The sequence below is a fragment of the Aeromonas sp. SG16 genome (assembly GCF_024436135.1).
In the GTDB taxonomy this organism is placed as follows: Bacteria; Pseudomonadota; Gammaproteobacteria; order Enterobacterales; family Aeromonadaceae; genus Aeromonas; species Aeromonas jandaei.
The window spans coordinates 103,050-123,092 of the sequence record NZ_JANFNW010000001.1; the positions used below are offsets into that span (position 1 = coordinate 103,050).

At 59.2% G+C, this 20,043-nt stretch carries 17 protein-coding genes; 2 read left to right on the forward strand and 15 right to left on the reverse strand.

Annotated elements, in window-relative coordinates:
- The first annotated feature begins 47 nt into the window (after positions 1-47).
- Positions 48-1,196, forward strand: coding sequence for an MFS transporter (locus NOM67_RS00470; protein ID WP_156852083.1), 1,149 nt, complete (start codon positions 48-50; stop codon positions 1,194-1,196).
- A gap of 137 nt (positions 1,197-1,333) precedes the next feature.
- On the opposite strand, the gene NOM67_RS00475 is transcribed toward NOM67_RS00470, so the two are convergent.
- The 3 genes from NOM67_RS00475 to dinG form a co-directional block, all read right to left on the reverse strand.
- Positions 1,334-2,230 carry a histone deacetylase gene (locus tag NOM67_RS00475; RefSeq protein WP_255933080.1) on the reverse strand — a complete coding sequence of 299 codons (897 nt, stop codon included), beginning with the start codon at positions 2,228-2,230 and terminating at the stop codon, positions 1,334-1,336.
- An 81-nt stretch (positions 2,231-2,311) separates the two neighbouring features.
- Positions 2,312-2,971 carry a DUF2057 domain-containing protein gene (locus tag NOM67_RS00480; protein ID WP_041209892.1) on the reverse strand — a complete coding sequence of 220 codons (660 nt, stop codon included), beginning with the start codon at positions 2,969-2,971 and terminating at the stop codon, positions 2,312-2,314.
- 158 nt (positions 2,972-3,129) lie between these two features.
- Entirely contained in the window at positions 3,130-5,202 is a 2,073-nt protein-coding gene (dinG, locus tag NOM67_RS00485; RefSeq protein WP_255933081.1) for an ATP-dependent DNA helicase DinG, read from the reverse strand.
- A gap of 400 nt (positions 5,203-5,602) precedes the next feature.
- Here dinG and NOM67_RS00490 point away from each other — a divergent pair, with 400 nt between their 5' ends.
- Positions 5,603-6,727, forward strand: a complete 1,125-nt coding sequence (locus NOM67_RS00490) for a porin (protein WP_156852080.1) — start codon at positions 5,603-5,605, stop codon at positions 6,725-6,727.
- A gap of 990 nt (positions 6,728-7,717) precedes the next feature.
- Here the strand turns inward: NOM67_RS00490 and tyrA are convergent.
- The 12 genes from tyrA to hinT form a co-directional block, all read right to left on the reverse strand.
- On the reverse strand, positions 7,718-8,845 hold the full coding sequence (gene tyrA / locus NOM67_RS00495; RefSeq protein ID WP_255933082.1) for a bifunctional chorismate mutase/prephenate dehydrogenase: 1,128 nt from the start codon (positions 8,843-8,845) through the stop codon (positions 7,718-7,720).
- 70 nt (positions 8,846-8,915) lie between these two features.
- Positions 8,916-9,989 (reverse strand): 3-deoxy-7-phosphoheptulonate synthase, encoded by a 1,074-nt coding sequence (locus NOM67_RS00500; RefSeq protein ID WP_255933083.1) that lies wholly within the window; start codon positions 9,987-9,989, stop codon positions 8,916-8,918.
- A 355-nt stretch (positions 9,990-10,344) separates the two neighbouring features.
- Entirely contained in the window at positions 10,345-11,622 is a 1,278-nt protein-coding gene (gene glgC / locus NOM67_RS00505; RefSeq protein ID WP_041209897.1) for a glucose-1-phosphate adenylyltransferase, read from the reverse strand.
- 288 nt (positions 11,623-11,910) lie between these two features.
- Positions 11,911-12,828: a protein translocase subunit SecF gene (gene secF / locus NOM67_RS00510; protein WP_255933084.1), complete on the reverse strand. Its 918-nt coding sequence runs from the start codon at positions 12,826-12,828 to the stop codon at positions 11,911-11,913.
- Positions 12,829-12,983: 155 nt separating this feature from the next.
- Positions 12,984-14,786, reverse strand: a complete 1,803-nt coding sequence (secD, locus tag NOM67_RS00515; protein WP_255933085.1) for a protein translocase subunit SecD — start codon at positions 14,784-14,786, stop codon at positions 12,984-12,986.
- Between the two features lie 157 nt (positions 14,787-14,943).
- Positions 14,944-15,363: a hypothetical protein gene (locus tag NOM67_RS00520; protein ID WP_156852076.1), complete on the reverse strand. Its 420-nt coding sequence runs from the start codon at positions 15,361-15,363 to the stop codon at positions 14,944-14,946.
- Positions 15,364-15,460: 97 nt separating this feature from the next.
- Complete coding sequence (locus NOM67_RS00525; protein WP_042033397.1) at positions 15,461-16,318, reverse strand: DUF6279 family lipoprotein; 858 nt, start codon at positions 16,316-16,318, stop codon at positions 15,461-15,463.
- A gap of 3 nt (positions 16,319-16,321) precedes the next feature.
- Positions 16,322-17,143 carry a choline/ethanolamine kinase family protein gene (locus NOM67_RS00530; protein WP_255933086.1) on the reverse strand — a complete coding sequence of 274 codons (822 nt, stop codon included), beginning with the start codon at positions 17,141-17,143 and terminating at the stop codon, positions 16,322-16,324.
- 13 nt (positions 17,144-17,156) lie between these two features.
- On the reverse strand, positions 17,157-17,753 hold the full coding sequence (lpoB, locus tag NOM67_RS00535) for a penicillin-binding protein activator LpoB (RefSeq protein ID WP_021231012.1): 597 nt from the start codon (positions 17,751-17,753) through the stop codon (positions 17,157-17,159).
- Positions 17,753-18,151 (reverse strand): YcfL family protein, encoded by a 399-nt coding sequence (locus NOM67_RS00540; RefSeq protein WP_255933087.1) that lies wholly within the window; start codon positions 18,149-18,151, stop codon positions 17,753-17,755. Before NOM67_RS00540 ends, lpoB begins: the two co-directional genes overlap by 1 nt.
- A gap of 83 nt (positions 18,152-18,234) precedes the next feature.
- A complete protein-coding gene (locus NOM67_RS00545; protein ID WP_255933089.1) occupies positions 18,235-19,671 on the reverse strand; it encodes a COG3014 family protein in 1,437 nt (478 codons plus the stop codon).
- The gene (hinT, locus tag NOM67_RS00550) at positions 19,671-20,021 is read right to left on the reverse strand and encodes a purine nucleoside phosphoramidase (RefSeq protein WP_041209906.1); all 351 of its coding nucleotides are present in this window, start codon (positions 20,019-20,021) and stop codon (positions 19,671-19,673) included. The genes NOM67_RS00545 and hinT overlap by 1 nt, the downstream gene beginning before the upstream one ends.
- Between the last annotated feature and the right edge of the window lie 22 nt (positions 20,022-20,043).

Genomic DNA, 20,043 nt, shown 5'->3' on the forward strand with positions numbered 1-20,043 from the left:
CAGTGGCATGATGCGCTCGCATTTTGACTCTCCTCAGGGTTCTACCCATGACCACATACACCCGGCCAGTGCTGTTACTGCTCTGTGGCCTGTTGCTGCTGACCCTCTCCATCGCGGTGCTCAATACTCTGGTGCCGCTCTGGCTTGCCCATGACAATCTGCCGACCTGGCAGGTGGGCATGGTCGGATCCTCCTATTTCAGTGGCAACCTGCTGGGAACCCTGCTGGCGGGCACCCTGATCAAGCGTTTTGGCTTTAACCGCAGCTACTACCTCTCCTCCGTTATCTTTGCCGCAGGTTGTGTCGGGCTCGGCATTACCCTCGGTTTCTGGAGCTGGCTCGCCTGGCGATTCATTGCCGGTATCGGCTGCGCCATGATCTGGGTGGTGGTGGAGAGCGCACTGATGTGCAGCGGCAACGCGCACAATCGGGGGCGACTGTTGGCCGCCTACATGATGGTCTACTACCTGGGGACAGTGCTTGGGCAGCTGCTGGTCAGCAAGCTGCCGACCGGCCTGATGGACGTGCTGCCCTGGGCGACCGGACTGGTATTGGCGGCGATTCTGCCGCTGTTGTTCACTCGCATCGTCAGTGAGCACAGCGAAGCACAGGGAACGACCCGGGTCTGGCCGATGCTGCGGTTGCGTCAGGCGCGGCTCGGGGTCGATGGCTGCATCATCTCCGGCATCGTGCTGGGATCGCTCTATGGCCTGATGCCGCTCTACCTCAATCATCAGGGGGTGAGCGATGGAGAGATCGGCTACTGGATGGCGGTGATGGTGAGTGCCGGTATCCTGGGGCAGTGGCCAGTCGGCCGTCTGGCGGATCGCTTCGGGCGTCTGCCGGTACTCCGGGTGCAGGTGCTGGTAGTGATCCTCGGTTGCGCAGCCATGCTGAGCGGCGTGGCGATGGGGCCAGCCCTGTTTATCCTGGGCGCTGCCGGTTTTACTCTTTATCCGGTGGCCATGGCGTGGGCCTGCGAGAAGGTAGAACACCATCAGCTGGTGGCGATGAATCAGGCACTGCTGCTGAGCTATACCATCGGCAGCCTGCTCGGCCCAGCCTATACAGCGCTGCTGATGCAGCACCTTTCGGACAACTTGCTCTTCATCATGATCGCCGGCGTGTCGCTTATCTATCTGCTGATGCTGCTGCGCCCCATGGGGAAACATCCGACGCCGGTAGCCCATGCCTGAACGAGAGCTACAGCAGGGCGCCATCCTCAATTCCCGAATAAGGGATAAATACGGCGCAATGACGTTCGATATAACGCAGAGGCGGCCCTTGGGCCGCCTTGTTGTTGTCTGCAATAGCGGTTATCAGAGATTAACGGCTAGCCGTAACGCTTTTTTGCTTCTTCAAACAATGACATGTGCAGCGGGAGCAACTGCTGCCAGTCGCGCCGGTAGCCACCACCCGGTACGGCTGCAATGGGCAAGCCGTGTTGCCGGGCGCAGTCAAATACCATGGCATCGCGCTGGCGCACCCCCTCATCGCTCAAGGCGAGATAGCCAAGCTCGTCGCCACGGTGTACGTCCACGCCAGCCTGATAGAGGATGAGGTCGGGAGCGTAGAGCCGCAGCGCCAGGTTGAGCGCCTCTGCCAGCGTGGTGAGGTAGGCATCGTCTTGCATGCCGCTTGGCAGAGGGAAATCCATGTGGGAGGCGGGCTTGTGGCGGGGGAAGTTGTGCTCCCCGTGCAGGGAGAGGGTGATAATATCGCGCCGCCCTTGGCACAGGGCTGCGCTGCCATCCCCTTGATGGACATCGAGGTCGATGATCAGTACCTGCTCGCAGCGCCCTTCGTCCAGACAGGTCTGGGCGGCGATCACCAGATCGTTGAAGAGACAAAAGCCGCTGCCAACATTCCGGTGGGCGTGATGATAACCGCCGGAGATCTGCAGGCCGCAACCCTGCTCCAGGGCGTGGCGGCTGGCGGCAATGGTGGCGCCCACCGAGCGCAGGGTGCGTTCAATCAGCAAGGGAGACCAGGGAAAACCAAGCTGGCGGATGGCGCTCGCATCGAGGGTGCCGGCGAGGGCCGCCGCCACATAAGCAGTATCATGCACTCTCTCTATCTGCGTGCGGCTGGCGGGCGCGGCCTCAGCCAGTGGATAGCCGAGGCTGCTAAGGTGCTCAAACAGCGCCTGATATTTGGCCAGCGGGAAGCGATGACGCTCCGGCAGGGCCAGGGCAGAGTAGAGGGGGTGATAGAAGATGCGCAGTGACATGACGGCAGGGCCTTTGCAGATATGAAAAAGGGGAGCCTGGCTCCCCTTGTCTCTCCCGGCGATGCGGGATGAATCATCCAATTACTGCTGCTGGATAACCCAGATCTGGAACGCTTTGCGGGTCTCCGCATCAGCCTTGTTGTACCAGTTTTGCAGCTGGGTCAGGGCTTCCGGGTTGCTCTCGGCCTTGCTCGGCGCTACCTGTACCGGTGCGCTGGCGGCAGCCATAACAGCAGCAGAGGAGATGGCGACAGTCTTGGGCTGGTTGAATGCCTTGCCCATGTTGATCAGCTCTTGCTGGTAGTCACGAGTCAGCTGGAAGCCTTCGACTTTCGGCATCACGAACTGCTCGCTGGCCACGGTCTGACCGCTGGCGGCGTCTTTCAGTGCAACTTTCTGATCCTTGACGAACTGCTTGGCTTCCATTTCATTGCGGGGCTTTTTGAAGTCCAGCACCAGCTTCTGGTTGTCGGCGGCAGTAAAGTTGAGCACCAGCGGTTCGGCAGTTACCAGCTTGATGTCGTTCCGGCTGGAGTAGTTCCCTTCAAAAGCAACAACCAGCTGATGCTTGCCAGCGCTGAGCGGGAAAGTGCTGGTTTTGTCGAGCAGTTTGGGGTTGATCGGTTGGCCGTCGATCAGCTGGGCAACATAAGGGGCACTTACTTCGACCTGGGTATTGGCCAGAGCGCTACCCGCAAACAACAGACCAGCCAGTGCCGGTACCAGAACAGTCAGTTTCATTTCATCTCCTTGAACAGTCAGACGATTGCCTGCTGAAAACAGGGGCTCATTTTTACAGGTTTGGCCCACTGCGGCAATTGCTCTTTGAGTTGGTCAAAATCAACCCAGATATCATCTTTTCTCTCATTAAGATTGAGTGGCAGCGTGATTAGGGAGTGTCATTCAATACGCCGTTTGAACGGGGGCAGAGCATCGAGCAGCCCCTTGCCATAGCGTTTGGTCAGCAGGCGGCGATCGAGAATGGTGACCCGTCCCCGATCGGCCTCCTTGCGGATCAGGCGACCACAGGCCTGAATGAGCTTGCGCGATGCTTCCGGCACCGTCAGTTGCAAAAAGGGATTGCCGCCCCGCTTCTCGACCCACTCGGCGGTGGCCTCTTCCACCGGCGAGTTGGGCACCGCGAACGGCAGCTTGGTGATGACCAGGTTGGTGAGGTAGTGACCGGGCAGATCCAGCCCTTCGGAAAAGCTGCCGGTACCGAACAGGATGCTGGCCTGACCGCCGTCGCACTTCTGCTTGTGCAGGGTGAGCAGGGCGTTGCGGGAGGCTTCGCCCTGTACCAGCAAAGAGAGTCCTTTTGCCCTGAGACCAATGGCCACCTCGTTCATCTGCCGGTAGGAGGAGAAGAGCACCAGGCTTGCCTCTTTACCCGCCAGCAGGCGTGGCAGGGCACTAATCAGCTCGTTGGTGAAGGCTGGGGAGTTGGGCTCATGGGCCATCTTGGGCAGATAGAGCTCGGCCTTCTGATAATCAAAGGGGGAGCGCAGGCGCAGATAGCGGGTGCCGTCGTGCTCCTTCAAACCCACCTGGTGGCGGAAATAGCTAAAGGAGGAGAGGGCGGTCAGGGTGGCCGAGACCAGCACGGCGCCCAGACACCTGGACCAGAGCCACTCTTCCAGCAGATAACCCACCTCGATGGGGGAGGCATGCAGCCAGATGTCGCCATCGTCACTCTTGGCCATCCAGCGGGCGAGCGGGGTCTTCCCCTCGGGAATATGGCGCCCCAACATCTCCCACAGGGCGCAGAAGCTCTCCAAGCGCTGCAGATGAAAACCGCTCTCGGCCAGTAGTGGCTCGGCCTCTTTGCGACGGAGCTCGCCATCTTTCAGGGCTTCACCGATGGCTGCCTGCATTCTGTCCAGCGCTCGTAGCGCCTTCTTGCTCGACTCCTTGAGATTTTCTGCCAGCATCGGCAGCGGGTCTGGCAATACCCCTTCGCCAAAACGGTAGTGCATCTCGCTGCCAAACAGCCGGTCATTGCTGGCGAGCCACTGCTCCACCGCCTTGAGGTCGGGTTGAATGGAGGCGAGGGCATCCTGCAACTTCAATTGCGGGTCGATGAGGCTCTCTTTATTGAGGGTACGAGTCAGCTTGCCAGCACTTTGCACCAGTTTTTCCAGCCAGCGGCGGGAGCCTTTGACGCTGGCCGAGGCGGCGCCGTGATCCCGGGCGATGGTAGGCAGGTGGTGCGCTTCGTCCAGCACATAGATGCACTCGTCGGGTGGCGGCAGAATAATGCCTCCGCCCATGGTGAGATCGGATAGCAGCAGTGCATGGTTCACCACCAGCACGTCAGCCGCATCCATGTCGTTGCGGGCGCGGTGGAAGGGGCAGTGTTGATGATGGGTCAGGGCCTTGTTGCAGGTGTGGCGATCGGCGGCGATACGATCCCAACAAAGGTCGGGAATCGGTTTGGGCCAGTTGTCCCGATCACCATCCCACTTGCCTTCGGTGTAGGCCTGCCATAGCGCCTGATAGCAACTCTTGTCGGCTTCGGACGGTTTGTGTTTGCTCAGGGCGCCGAAGTCGAATTCGAAGTTGGCCATCTCGCTACCGCTTGCAGCCTGCTCCAGCAGATGTTCGCAGCAGTAGCGCTGACGCCCCTTGACCAGCATAAAGCGAAACGGCAACTCGCTGTGGCGGTGATAGAAGGGGAGATCCTTGTGGATCAGCTGCTCCTGCAATGCCACTGTGGCTGTGGAGATCACCAGCTTTTTCTGGGTCAATCTCGCGACAGGGATCGCTCCCTGAGCATAGGAGAGGGACTTGCCGATACCGGTACCCGCCTCGGCCACCAGAATACGGCGCTGCTTGTCATACTCCCCGGTTAGCGTCTTGGCTATCTCGGCAACCAGAAAATTCTGCTCTTTACGCGGCACAAAACCGGGCAAGCCATCCGAAATCTGGCGGTAGGTTTGACGAATGGTGGCTTTGAGGCGAGTTGACAGCATAAAGAGGAGGCCAGTTTGATTGTTGCGCGGGGAAAGGCCAAGGATACCCGTATCCCCTTGTCGGGGTCGAGGGGCGCTCTTTCATCACCCTCATTTCGCACTGGTCTGATGAGGTTGGTTGTTTATCAGGGAGTTAGCTGCAATTACCTAAAAAACAGGCTGTGCAAGTATAAAAAAACAGCAAAAAGCATTGTAAACGTTTTCTTTGGATGGGCGAACAATGTGAGAGCTGGCTCACATTTCTGCCTCGGTGACTATGCTTTTCATAAAAAGTTCCAAGTTTTTTCGTTGCGGTTGTGAAAACCCGGTGCTAGTCTCGCCGTCATAGTGATGCAAAGTACATCGCTAACACAGGGAATAACAAAGACTTAGTGTTTAATTACAGTAGGCATTGGAAACTATGAAAAAGACAATTCTGGCTATTGCTATCCCGGCTCTGTTTGCATCCGCAGCCAACGCTGCCGTTGTTTATGACAAAGACGGTGTGACTTTCGACGTATACGGCCGTGTACAGGCTAACTACTACGGCGATCACAACAAGGCTGTTGGTGCAACTGACGACGCCTATAAATTCGATACTAAAACTGGTCAATCAGTTTTCGTTCCCGGCACTGCTGCTAGCTACCAAGATGTCGATGGTGAGCTGATCGGTTCTTCCCGTCTGGGTTGGTCTGGCAAAATTGCCCTGAACAACACCTGGGCTGCTATCGCCAAGACCGAGTGGCAAGTTTCTGCTGAAAACTCCGACAACAAGTTCAACTCACGTCACGTCTATGTCGGCTTCGACGGCACCCAGTACGGTAAGATCATCTTCGGTCAGACCGATACCGCCTTCTACGACGTTCTGGAACCGACCGATATCTTCAACGAGTGGGGCGATGCCGGTAACTTCTACGACGGTCGTCAAGAAGGTCAGATCATTTACTCCAACGCTATCGGTGGCTTCAAAGGCAAACTGTCTTATCAGACCAACGATGAGAAAGCTGTTGTTGTTACTGACGTAGGTCAAAGCATCAAAGAGAAAGCCGTATACGGTGACAACGTTAAGCGTAACTACGGTTATGCAGCTGCTGCTGGCTACGACTTTGACTTCGGTCTGGGCTTCAACGCTGGTTATGCCTACTCCGACCTGGAAAACACTGTAAGTGGCACCACTGGTGACAAGAAAGAGTGGGCTCTGGGCGCTCACTATGCCATCAATGGTTTCTACTTCGCCGGTATGTATACCGAAGGCGACCTGAAGTACTCTTCAGCGACCGCTGGCGACAAAGACAAAGGCCGTGGTTATGAGCTGGCTGCGTCCTACAACGTAGACGCCTGGACCTTCCTGGCTGGTTACAACTTTAAAGAGTCCAAAGTCAAAGCTAACACTGCCGGTTCCAGCTACAAGGATCTGGTTGACGAAACTCTACTGGGTGTTCAGTACTCTTTCACTCCGAAGCTGAAAGCTTACACCGAATACAAAATCCAGAGCATCGAGAAGCTGGACGACGAGTGGACTGTTGCTCTGCAGTACAACTTCTAATAAGAAGTTGCTGACAAGCGATATCCAAGCTTGAGTCTTTGACCAAGCGATAAAATGGCCGGATTGATATCCGGCCATTTTTTTTGGCGTTTTGCTGTCTTGGTGGCGATTGAATGGGTGGCTGGGTAAGTCATATTGCTACCCAAGTTGCCAAAGCCGTTGTAACGATTAATCTCTCCTGCTCCTGCTCCTGCTCCTGCTCCTGCTCCTGCTCCTGCTCCTGCTCCTGCTCCTGCTCCTGCTCCTGCATCTCATAAATGTCTTTAGACTAACAGGCGTTACGTTCTGTTGAGTGAACAGTTCAAATTCGGGCACGGCCTCTATCCGGTGGAGAATGGCTGCGAAGGAGCTTGGGGAGGAATATATGTACGGTATAAACAAAAATTTGGCCATTTTGGAAAATACATAAATTAAATTTATGGCGTTCTTCTCGGTCTGTTGACGGGGTTTGGAGCATTGTGCTCAACGTAGTGAGGGATGTGGCCGATCTTAACGGGCTGTCTAATTGAGCGCCTGTTGGACGGACGTTATAGCTTTTCGTCTATCTGCAATGGTTTGGTCCTCCTCGGATCTGTGGCAGAAGAGGCCAATAGCCGATATGGCTGATTGGGCCTGTGGCTTGGCTGTTCGGTTGTGTTGCAGCTTGATGTTTAATTGCCGATTGCCGATTGCCGATTGCCGATTGCCGATTGCCGATTGCCGATTGCCGATTGCCGATTGCCGATTGCCGATTGCCAGTTGCTGTAAGATGGATAGCAAGCGAGCGACCATTGGCAGTGGGTAGGAAAACCGGCGCGGTTATTTTCAGCTGGTGAGCTGATAAGGGAAGAGCGTGGTCTGCAAAAGGATCACCAGCCTGCGTTTAAGCGGGGCTTTCGATGGTGTGTCAATAAATGGAGAGCCAAGAAACAGCGTGGCAATTAAGGGCGTATCAATAAAAAGGGAAGATGAGAGGCATCTTCCCTTGGCAATCGGTTGGTGCAGGCTCGCTCAGCTGTGCTGGCGGCGATCGTTGGCTTGTGCCAGCAAGGTGCGGCTTTCACGCAGGAACTGGTCGGCATGGTCACCAAAGAAGCCGGAAACCTGGCTGAACGCCTCGATAAAACCGTCCCTGTCTCCACGCTCCAGCAGACCCAGCGCCTCGCCGAAGTTCTGGTAGTAGCGGCGGATCATCGCGAGGTTCTGTGGCGACGACAAAATGATGTCGGCATAGAGGTGGGGATCCTGGGCAAACAACCGCCCCACCATGGCCAGCTCCAACCGGTAGATGGGGGAGCTCAACGCCAGCAGTCGCTCCAGATTGGCCCCTTCCCGCGAGAGGTGCCAGCCATAGGCAAAGGTAGCAAAGTGGCGCAGCGCCTGGATAAAGGTCATCGCCTCATCGTGGGCCTTGGCTTCCACCTGTTGCAGGCGAGCGCCCCAGATGGTCATCTGCTCCAGTAGCCACTGGCTGGCGGCGCCGTCGCGCCCCTGACAGCAGACGATCACCTGTTTGGCGAGACTTGCCACATCCGGTCCGAACATGGGGTGCAGCCCCAGCACAGGCCCCTGGTGCACTGCCAGCATATGCTCGAGTGGCGCGGATTTGACGCTGGTGACATCCACCAGCAAGCAATCTGCGGGCAGGTTGCCGAGCCGGTCGATGATCTGGCAGGTGATGTCGATGGGCACTGCTACCATCACCAGACCGGCTCCGGCGAGGATCTCGTCAGCACGCGGCCAGTCGGTCTGTTCGAGGGTATCGACGTGATAGCCCGAGAGGGTGAACATATGGCCAAACAGGCGGCCAAGCTGGCCCTGACCACCGATGATCACCACCTTGCCCAGATCCGGCTTCATGCACTTGAAGCCGGTATCTTTTTCACTGGCGTAAGATTCGCGCATCACCCGGCGCAGCACGTCTTCGATGAGGTCACACGGCACCCCCAGTGCCTCGGCTTCGGTACGGCGGCGGGCCAGCATGCTGGCCTCCCGATCCGGTGCATAGATGGGCAGGCCGTGGCGGCTCTTCACTTCGCCCACTTCTCCTACCAGCGCCAGACGGGTGGCCAGCAGATCGATCAGCTGCCGGTCTACCGCATCAATCTTGTCCCTGAGGGCATTCAACTCTTCTGCCATCTTCAGTCCCTGTGGGTGCCGCCAGCGGCGGCACCTTGTGATTCAATATGTTGCATCAAGATATCACGGCTTAACCGCCAGTTCTGCTCTTGAGTGGCGCCGCCAACTGGCTGTGGCAACGGGCCAGTAGCGCCTCTGTGGTCTCCCAGTCGATGCAGGCATCGGTGATGGAGACACCGTAGCGCATCTCGCACTTGGGTTGCTCGCTCGACTGGCTGCCCTCGAACAGGTTGGATTCGAGCATCACCCCGATGATGGAGCGGTTCCCCTCCAGGATCTGGTGGATGACGTTGTCAGCCACCTTGGGTTGCAGACGGTGATCCTTGCTGGAGTTGCCGTGGCTGCAATCCACCACCAGTCCCGGCTGCAGGCCCGCTTTTTCCAGCGCCTCTTCCGCCAGCGACACATTGACCGAGTCGTAGTTGGGGTGTTTGCCACCGCGCAGGATCACATGGCCATCCGGGTTGCCCTGGGTCTGCAACAGCGCGACCTGGCCCTGCTGGTTAATGCCCATAAAGGCGTGGGGAGAGGAGGCCGATTGCAGGGCGTTGATAGCGGTGCCCAGATTACCGTCGGTGCCGTTCTTGAAGCCGACCGGCATGGAGAGGCCGGATGCCATCTCCCTGTGGGTCTGGGATTCGGTGGTGCGGGCGCCGATGGCCGACCAGGAGAAGAGCTCGGCCAGGTATTGCGGGCTGATGGGGTCGAGTGCTTCGGTCGCCAGCGGCAGCTCCATCTCGGCCAGCGAGCAGAGCAGCTCGCGGGCACGGTGCAGCCCCAGCTCTACGTCGAAGGTGCCATCCAGATTGGGGTCGTTGATAAAGCCCTTCCAGCCCACCGTGGTGCGGGGTTTCTCGAAGTAAACCCGCATCACAATGTAGAGAGAGTCCTGATAGGCATCATGCAAGGCCTTGAGTCTGGTTGCGTACTCTTTGGCGGCCTCCATGTCGTGAATGGAGCAGGGGCCGCAGATCACCAGCAGGCGGTGGTCACGGCGGTGGATGATATCGGCGATGGTATTGCGGGCCCCTTGCACGAATGCCAGCGCCTTGGCGGAGATAGGCAATTTCTCCTTGAGCTGGGCAGGCGTGATCATCACTTGTTCGGACTGGATATGGATGTTGTTCAGGGGATCTCTTTGCATGATGTCGTTCTCTCTGGACTGAATTCTAAAAGCAGCCGTACATATATATTTACGATGGTACGTGCTTTGTTACGCAACCGCCCTCACCTTACCAAGTAAAAGCAAACAATCAAGTGAAACAAGCGGGTTTACTGCCATTTATGCAGATAAAAACGCGTTGACATAGTCGTTATGGTAATAAAATAGCGAAGCATAGCGTGATGGGGAGTGACTTTTGTAATCAAATGTTTACGGTTGCGTAGGGGAGAGAGCAAAAGAAGCATAAAGGGGAGCTGGCTCGACACCGCAGAGAAACAAGAAAGGGGCCCTGATGGCCCCTTCGAATAGGGGCCAGAGCCCCGTTCAAGACGTGATATTACGCCTTGAGTTTGTCCAGCATCTCTTTGGTTACCAGGACTATGCCCTGTTCGGAGCGATAGAAGCGACGGGCATCCTCATCGGCGTTTTCACCGATCACCATCCCTTCCGGCAGCTTGCACCCCTTGTCGATCACCACCCGGCGCAGGCGGCAGCCCGGCCCGATCTCTACCCCGGGGAAGACCACGGCCTGATCCAGGGTGCAGAAAGAGTGAACCCGCACATTGGTAAAGAGGACCGAGCTCAGGATAAAGGAGCCGCTGACGATGGTGCCGCCAGAGAACATCGAGTTGATGGTCATGCCGTGCTGGCCGTTTCTGTCCTGCACGAACTTGGCAGGCGGCGTCATGGTCTGGCTGGTCCAGATGGGCCAGTCCTGATCATAGATATCGAGCTCCGGAGTGACGGAGGCGAGATCCATGTTGGCCTCCCAGAAGGAGTCCACAGTGCCCACATCGCGCCAGTAGGGACGCTTCTCGGCATTGCAGCCGACGCAGGACATGCCAAACGGGTGAGCGTACGCAGTCCCTTCCCGCACCACGCGGGGGATCACGTCCATCCCGAAATCGTGGTGGGATTCGTCGTTGGTGATGTCTTCATCCAGCAACTGATAGAGATAGTCGGCATCGAAGATGTAGACCCCCATGGAGGCGAGGGAGGTATCTTCCTTGCCCGGCATGGCAGGCGGGTTGGCCGGCTTTTCCACAAAGGCGTTGATCTTGCGATCGCCATCGATCGCCATCACCCCGAAGGCACTCGCTTCACTGCGCGGCACTTCGATACAGGCAACGGTCACCTTGGCGCCCATGTTGACGTGGTCGAGCAGCATGGCGGCGTAGTCCATCTTGTAGATGTGGTCGCCTGCCAGTACGACGATATATTTGGGACCGTGGTCGCGGATGATGTCCAGGTTCTGATAGACCGCATCGGCGGTGCCCCGATACCAGTTGACCTCGTCCACGCGCTGCTGCGCGGGCAGCAGGTCGATGAACTCGTTCATCTGATAGCGCAAGAAAGACCAACCTGACTGAAGGTGGCGCAGCAAGCTGTGGGATTTGTACTGGGTCACCACACCGACGCGGCGAATGCCGGAGTTGATGCAGTTGGAGAGCACAAAATCGATGATGCGGAATTTTCCGCCAAAGTGGACTGCAGGCTTCGCTCTGTTATCAGTTAACTGTTTGAGGCGACTACCCCGCCCTCCGGCGAGAACCAAAGCCATGGTCTCGTTCAGCAACTGTCTTGCCTTTGCTGTATTGGCAGGTTGTAACAACATCTTGTATCCCTTTGTAGATAAATCACTACAATCTTGCCGCTTTTGAGACCTAAAGAAAGTGCTTTCAGTCACACTTTTGCGGGGTATGCCGTAATAAAATGACTTTTTTGTTATTAAGGTGTGGTTGTTTTTTCATCTTTTGCTGTCAATCTGCTCACTCGTAAATTTTCTTCGCAAAAAGAAGCTAACAGCGTTAACAGAGGGGGCAGGAAAGAGGCCCCTGCTTGTGTGCAGGGGCCGCAAGGTGGGAGGTAAAACAGACCGTAAAAAGAACCGCAAAAAGGGCGGTTATGCCGCCTCTGCCAGCGGCTCCTCACCCTTCCTCTGATAGGCCTGCGGGCTCAGACCCAGCAGCTCCTGCACGGTGGAGGCCACCGTGATGGAGGAGATGGTCCCCACCAGAATGCCGGTGAACAGAGTGAAGGAGAAACCGTAGAGGGTATCGCCGCCAAACAGCAGCAGTGCCCCGACGGTAAACAGGGTGGTGCCCGAGGTGATCATGGTACGGCTGAAGGTGGCCTTGATGGCGACATCAGAACATTCGTGGATCCCCATCTGGGTGCGCGAGCTCAGCAGATCCCGCAAACGGTCCGAAATCACGATGCTGTCGTTGAGGGAGTAGCCGATCACCGCCATCAGACCGGCGATGACGTTGAGATCAAACTCGATGTTGAACAGCGCCAGCAACCCCAGCGCCACGATGGCATCGTGGATCACCGAGATAAGGATGCCGATGGCCTGACGCCACTCGAAGCGAAACGCCAGATAGGCCGAGATGGCGAGGGAGGCGACCAGCACCGCCAGCATCCCCTGCTGGAACAGCTCGGCGCCCACCTGCGGGCCGACGATGGTGGTGCGCAGCAGCTCGACCGGCATGCCCAGTTGCTGGGTCAGCATGGTGGCAAGCTCGGTGGCCTGCCAGGGCAGTTCGTGCGGTGGCAGTTTGATCAGCCACTCGCCGGGGACACCGGCAGAGCTGAGCTCCACCGCGCCTGCCAGCGGGGAGGTGAGCATGGCGTTGAGCTCATGGGCCTCCTTGAGTGTCTGGATATGAAACTCCAGCAGGGTGCCACCGGTAAAGTCGAGGCCGAGGGCAAGGCCGTTGACCAGCAGCATGGCGATGCTCGCCACTGTCAGTACGATAGAGGCCCACAGGCCGATATAACGCCAGCGGGTCAGCCCCATGGCAACAATCATTCTCAACATAGTTCTCTCCTTGGCCTGCCAGCGCCTGGCTGGCGGCCGGATCCCGACGTGCCTTGGCACGGCGGGGGAAATGTCTCTGATCCGGTGCGCCCAACTGGCCATATCCATGGCCGGCGGCGGTGCCGGATCCGCTCATCAGGGGGAGGTTCGCCCCGTTACACCTTCAGCGTGCGCTCGCTGCTGCGGCCCCACAGGGGGTTGATGATGGCGCGTGTGCCCCAGATCCCGGTCACCATGCTGGAAATAAGCCCCAGAATGAGGGTGATGGAGAAGCCTTGCAGAGGCCCGGAACCGATGGAGTAGAGCACCACGGCGCAGATGAGCGTGGTGATGTTGGCATCGAAGATGGTGCGAAATGCCGAGCGATAGCCAAAGTCGATGGCGTTGGCCAGCGAGCCGCCGTCACGCAGGCGATCCTTGATCCGCTCGAAGATGAGCACGTGGGTATCCACCGCCATCCCCACCGTCAGCACCAGACCGGCGATCCCCGGCAGGGTCAGCACGGCCCCCGGCAGCACCGCCAGCATGCCGACCTGCATCAGCAGGTTGGCGACCAGCGCGGTGATGGCGACCCAGCCGAACTTGCGATACCAGGCCATCATGAACAGCATCATGCCTGCCATACCGAAACCGAGGGCGGTGAAGCCCGCTTCGATATTCTGCATCCCGAGGGTCGGGCCAATACTGCGCTCTTCCAGGATCTTGAGCGGTGCGGTGAGGGCCCCGGCGCGCAGCAGCATGGCGAGCTCCTGCGCTTCCGGCAGGCTGCCAATCCCGGTGATGCGGAACTGGTTGCCAAGGGCGGTCTGGATGGTGGCGACGTTGATCACCTCGCTCTGGGCGCGCAGCTTGCCCTGAGCGTTGGTCTTGTACTCGGTAAAGACGGTCGCCATCGGCTTGCCCACATGCTGGCGGCTGAACTGGTTCATCTTGTTGCCACCCAGGGTGTCGAGCACGATGTTGACCTGCGGTTGGCCCATCTCGCCCATGTTGGCCCGGGCATCGACGATGTGCTCGCCGGTCAGCACTGGCCGGCGCGCCATGCCGACGGCCTGACCGTTGCGATCGGCGATGTAGAAGTGGCTGTCAGCCTTGGCCTCGTAGAAGGCCAGTGACGCGGTCGCCCCGATCACCTCTTTGGCCTGTTTGGGGTTGTGCACGCCCGGCAGCTCGATGCGGATGCCATCCTGCCCCTGACGCTGTACCGAAGCTTCGACGATGCCGAGTTCGTTGATCCGCTTCTTGAGGATGGAGAGGTTCTGGGTCACGGCGTTGTTGATGAGCTGGGTGCGTTCGGCCTCGCTCAGCACCAACTTGAGCTGGTTGCCGCTGCGGGTCATTTTCCACTGATCCTGACGGGTACCGGCGCTCTCCTTGATGATGGTGAGCCAGCCACTCTGATCGTCAGCTTCCGGCAGGGTGACATTGACGCTGCCCAGATCGGCCCGGGCCACGCTGGCACCGCGCAGATTGGCTTCACGGAAGCGGGTGCGCAGGGTGTCGACCAGATTCTTGGTCTGGGCATCGAGGACGAAATCGACATCGACCCCGATCAGCAGCTGGGAGCCGCCGCGCAGATCGAGCCCGAGCTTGATGGGATCGGCACCAAGGCGGCTGATCCAGGTCGGGGCGTTGGAGTGGAACTCCAGCGTCAGGGCTGCGCTGTCGAGGCCCTGCTGCTCCAGCAGTTGTTTGGCTCTTTGCTGTTCACTCTGGCTGGCAAAGACCAGCTCGACCCGCTCCGGTTGTTCGATGATCTTGGCCGGGGTCAGGTGGTTGTCGGTCAGCAGCATCTGCTGTTTGGTGGTCAGGCTTTGCTGACCGTGCAGACCAAGAGAGGGCTGCTCACCAAAGAAGGTGGGCAGCGAATAGAAGGTAAAGGTCAGCAGCATGAGCAGCAGTAGGGCGTACTGCCACTTGCTCATGCGGTTGAGAAGGGTATGACTGGTTTTTCTCATGGCAAATTGGCCTCTGTCAGGAGAATGGTGCGCAGGCCGATAGCATCAAGGCTCGGCAAGGCGCAGAAAAATGGATGCATCAAGTGCGGATCAGGCCGAAGCGGGATCCGTCAGAAGGAGGAGATGAGCAAACAGTGGATGCGCCAACCCCTCGGGGTCAGGCGCTCAGATAGCTCTGGGTGAAGCGGTACTGCAGATACTGGCGCTGCAGCCGGTGGCGGTGAATGGTGGCGAAGGGATCGCGAAAGCGCTGCTTGTGGTAGAGCTGGGCGGCGAGCAACAGCCAGCCAAGCAGCACCAGCAGGATTGCCTGGGCAGACCAGCTCTGGATCAGTTCGTAGACCACATTTTTGGGCTGGTTGTCGCTGCGCAGGGAGTGCTCAAAACGCAGCAGGTGATTCTGGTTGGTCGCAACAAACTTGATGACACCATCGTCGCTCTCGCTCGCTTGCGAGAGGCTCTGGGTCTGTTGCTGATCGGGTAGCAGCGGGCCTTCCATCACATTGATGGAACAAAGCAGAGTGAGCGAGACAACGAGTGCCACCAGCCCCAGTTTGACTTTGTCGATAAGGCGCAAAAGGGTATTCCCGATAAATGGAAAGGGGAAACTACCACAGGCGGCGCAGGCGGGACAACCCTTGCCGCCCAATTAGGATTATTCTGAAACCCCTTGGTCAGCTCCCGGTCATCTGCTGGAAATCGCGGGCATAGCCCTTGAGCAGGGAGTAGAGATGGGCCCGCTGGGCCAGATCCAGCGACTGGCTCATGGCGCAGAGCCAGTTGACGGTGCGCTGGCGCGACTGCTCGGTATAACCGGTGAAGCGGCCATCCATCATGCCGTCCCCCTGTGCCAGCAGCTCGGTCAGCTCGCGGGTGAAGTCGGGGCTCTGGCGCTGCTGCATCAGCCTGTCCAGCTCTTTGGTCCAGGAGGTCTGGAACTCGAGCCAGGGGGGCATCAGCTCGTACTGCCACTCGGCCCACTGGGCCACCAGTGGCGCCTGCGCCGGTTTCACTTCGCCAATCCAATACTCGAGGCGCTGGTTCATCTTGTCGCGAAACTCCGCCAGCATCTTCTCTTTGGGTTCGCTGGCAAACTCCTGCTGCCGCTCCTGCTGGCGCTTGAGCCGATCGGCCATGAAGCGGGTCACCTGCTCATCGCTCAGGGTGCTCGCCAGCCTGACGGTGCGGGGAATGGCGTTCTCCAGGGTGCGGGTCAGGCTCTGCTGCACCGCATCGAGATTGGTGGAGATCTGCTCCGGTGTCATGGGGCTGGCTACCGCTTTGGCGAGGGTATCGAGATCCCGGGCGTAGCGGGGCAGCTCGTGCTGGCGGTGCCATGCCATCAGCCCTTTGACCTCGCGGCTCAGCAGATCCTTCTGGGGTGAGGTGAGGACGAAATAGTCGTCCAGCTGCCAGATGATGGCAGTATCAATCCAGTAGTAGATGACCCGGGTCGAGCAGCCGGTCAGCAGCAGGCCAAGCAGTAGCAGACCCCAGGTTTTTGGCTTGTGCCAGCGTACCTTGTTGATCATCTGTCACTCCAGTCGTTGCCGGTTGAGGGCAATCAGTGCGTCGTAGTCGGGCGAAACGTGTTGTTCCGTCATCAGCAGGGCCCAGAGCAGGCCGATATAGTCGACCCAGGGGATGAACGCCTCACTCTGAAAATCGGGCCACTGATGGCGTGGTAGCGAGCGCAGATAGTGCTCCTCCAGCGCTAGGCGCCGCTCTGCGGGCCAGTCGTGGGTGCGCTGGATGCTGGCCACCTCAAAGCCGGGATGGCCTGCCGCACCGTACTCCCAGTCGATAACCCAGGGCGCGTGACCCAACAAGTTAGCCGGATTGAGATCATGGTGGCAAGGTCGCCAGCAATCGTCGGGTTCGCGGTTGGCAAGCAGGCTGCGCTCCAGTGTCGGCAACCAGGTCGGTACCTGAGCCAACCGGGTGCGATAACCGGCGGCGTGGGCGCGCACCGCCATCACCACCGTGGGCAAAGGGAGGCGATGCAGCTTGCGCAGCACTTCAGCCAGCAGACGGGGCTGCTCGGCGACGGAGGGCGCAGCCTCTAGCCAGTTGGGCTCGTCGCACCACTCCAGCAGCATCAGGCCGCTGGCAGGGTCCTCGTAATGACAGGGCAGGGCCAGACCCGACCTCATGGCTCCCTGATAGAGCTGCCACTCGGTGGCCCGGTCGATGCCAAGGCGCACCGGGTCCGGGTGGCCTTGGCGCAAAAAGTAACTGCGCCCCGAAGGGAGGCGCAGTCGATAGTTGCTGTTGGTGAGGCCCGCGCCGAGCGGCTCGAGAGCCCCGTCCCGCCATGGGACGGGCAGCGTGGCGAGCAGGGCGTCGGGGGCGAGCATTACCGGGTCAGCCTTACCAGCCAAAGGTGGACTTCTTCGCCTGCTTGCGGATCTCTTTCTGGTCAGCCCAGAGCAGCTCGCCGCTTTGCAGGTCCATCAAGTTCATGGTCATCTGGTAGTAGACATCCTTCACCTTGCCATTGTCCTTGACGATGCTGGCGAGGTTGCCATAGACCATGTAGCGGGCACCGGTCTGCTTGCCAAGCCGCACCATGGAGGCGGGATCAACCATGCCGCTGCTCTGCTGATATTCGAGTTGCTGCTTGACGGCGGCAACCTTGCTCATGTCGACGAAGCGGAACTTGCCGGCCCGCAGCAGCTTGGTGCGGATGGTGTCGGTGATCGCTTCAGTATCGATGTGCTCGGAGGTCTTGTTGCGGATAGAGTCCATAAACATCACCGGACGGCCGCCGGCGGTGATCTCGCTGGTTGCGGGGGAGGCCAGCATGGAATCCGCCATCTTGTCGGCGATGGCCTGCAGATCGCTTGAGCCGTAATCGACGGTGACCGTTTCGGTTTCGGTCGGATCACCGTAGCTGACCGTGGTGCTGGAGCAGCCGCCCAGCAGCAGGGCAGAGGTCAGGATCAGCAGGGCATGATTCATTTTCATCAGTAGGATTCCTCAATCACTTCACGTACATAAATCCGGTAACCGCGGGCGGTTGGGCTCGGCGCCAGGGCAGACAGGGTGCGGGTCTGATAGCCATGCAGCTTGAGCGGTGTCCAGCCACGACCGTCGCTGGCGACCTCCTGACCGGCCTCATCATACCAATAGAACATATATTGCAGCTTGTTGTCGCCACGCTGGGTGCTGGCGGCGGCCACATTGACCTGCAGCAGGCCGTTCTGTTCACGGCGGCTCAGCTCGGTCAGGGTGACGTTGACGTTTTGATGCTGCTCCGGCACCGCTGCGGCGCCCGGTGCTCCATAGAGCGCCACGCCGGAGGTGTTGGTGGCGCAGCCGGTCAGCAGCAGCGTGAGCCCGAGGGCCAACCCGTATGCTTTCATCTTGCTCTCCTTGATTGGAGTGAGTGGGGCAGCACTGGGGGCTGCCCGGTTAATCGTCTTGCTCATCTCTCTTTGCCGCTTGCTCAGAGCGGCATCACCCGGGTGGTCAGGCCGGCGCCGAGGCGCTGAACCCAGACCAGGGTGGTGCGGCCGCTATGAATGGTCAGCGGCAACTGGCGCTGGGCAGCACCCGCTCCCAGAGTGAGGTTCACCTCACCCGCCGGCACCATCCCCTGCCAGCTAGATGCCTGCGCCGGCAGTGTCAGCCAGCTGCGGGTATCGGCTCGCTCCGAGAGGGTGTTGAAGATCCCCACCAGAATATTGCCCACATCGCCCCCCTCTTTGGCGGCGGTGCGGCGCATCTGCTCCTTGGCCACCAGCCGCAGCGCCTGGCGGGTCAGCATACCGGGCAGCCGCTCCTGCAGATCCTTGGCGGCCAGCGCTTCCAGCCTGACCAGCTCGCTGGTCTGCTCAACCCGTTTGCCGAGCGTGACCGTGAGCGGCCCCGTGTCGCTGGCCCGATTATCGTAATAGGGGATGGCCACGGTAAAGGTGCGAAAATCGCCGTGGGAGGTGGAGATGGGCAGCGGCAGGAAGAGTTCGCGCCGCGCCGGGATCAGGCCATCTTCAAACAGCACCACCAGTTGGCCCTGATTTTTAGCGGGTGGTGGCGCTTTGCGACCCACCTTTTTCTCGGTCGCTCGGATCTCGTCCGGCGCGCCGCGCAGCACCGCCAGACGCAGCAAGGCATCCTGCAGGCTGCGGTTGTCCGGCGCTATCTGGTAGCCGCGCTGGTAATCGATCCAGGCGTCGTTGAGATCCCCCGCAGCCTCATAGAGCACGGCGGAGAAGTAGAAGGTATAGGCGTTCTGGAAACCGTTCTTGACCTTGCCGATCAGCCGGTCGAGCTCGGGTGCGCCGCGCGACATCAGCTGGCGCATCTCCCCCTCGGTCTCGGCCTCTTCGCTCTCATCCTTCGCTTTGCGCACCTCGTCTGCTCGCCGTTTCAGGGCCTGCTCCTGCACCTGATTGGCCCGACGTACCTCCACCAGAGCGCCATCGGCATCACCCCGTTGCAGGTAGTTGAGGGCCAGATAGTGGTGCAGCATGGTGCGTTCGTAATCGGGGGTGAGGTAGGCCATCGACTGGTCGTTGGTGAGCAGGCTGCCCACCTGATCCAGACCGTGGCTCAGCCGGTATTCGGCCTGATTGTCTTCCCACTCGAGGCGACTGTCGGCGGCAGAAAACGCCTGCTTGCTGCCCGCATCCTGACCGGCGAGCCAGGCGATGCGCCCCTCTTCAAGGCGATCGAGGACAAAGGTGTCATCGCCGAGGGTGGAGTCGCGCACCTCGGGCAGCGCTTCGGCGGCATGGCCCAGCAGCAGCTGGTTGCGCAGCGGCACCATCTGATCGGAGTAGGAGACGAACATGTCTTGCCAGCGGGAGGCGCAGCCCCCCAGCAACAGCAAGGCACCGCAGAGCAGCAGGGCTCTGCGGCAGGTGGCGATGTGGCGAGTCATTACAGGCTGAGCAGCGGTCCCAGCGGCTGGCCACCGACCAGATGCATGTGGATGTGGTAGACCTCCTGCCCGCCGTGGCGGTTGCAGTTCATGATGAGGCGGTAGCCATCCTCGGCAATACCCGCGTCGGCGGCGAGCTTGCGGGCCACGGTGAACATCCGGCCAAGGGCCAGTTCGTGCTCCGGCTCCACATCGTTGACGGTGGGGATCAGCACATTGGGGATGATCAGTACGTGGGTCTTGGCTTTGGGCTGGATGTCCCGGAAAGCGGTCACCAGATCGTCCTGATAAAGGATGTCGGCGGGGATCTCTTTACGGATGATTTTGCTGAAAATGGTTTCTTGCGCCATGGCTAACTCCCTTATGAGAAAA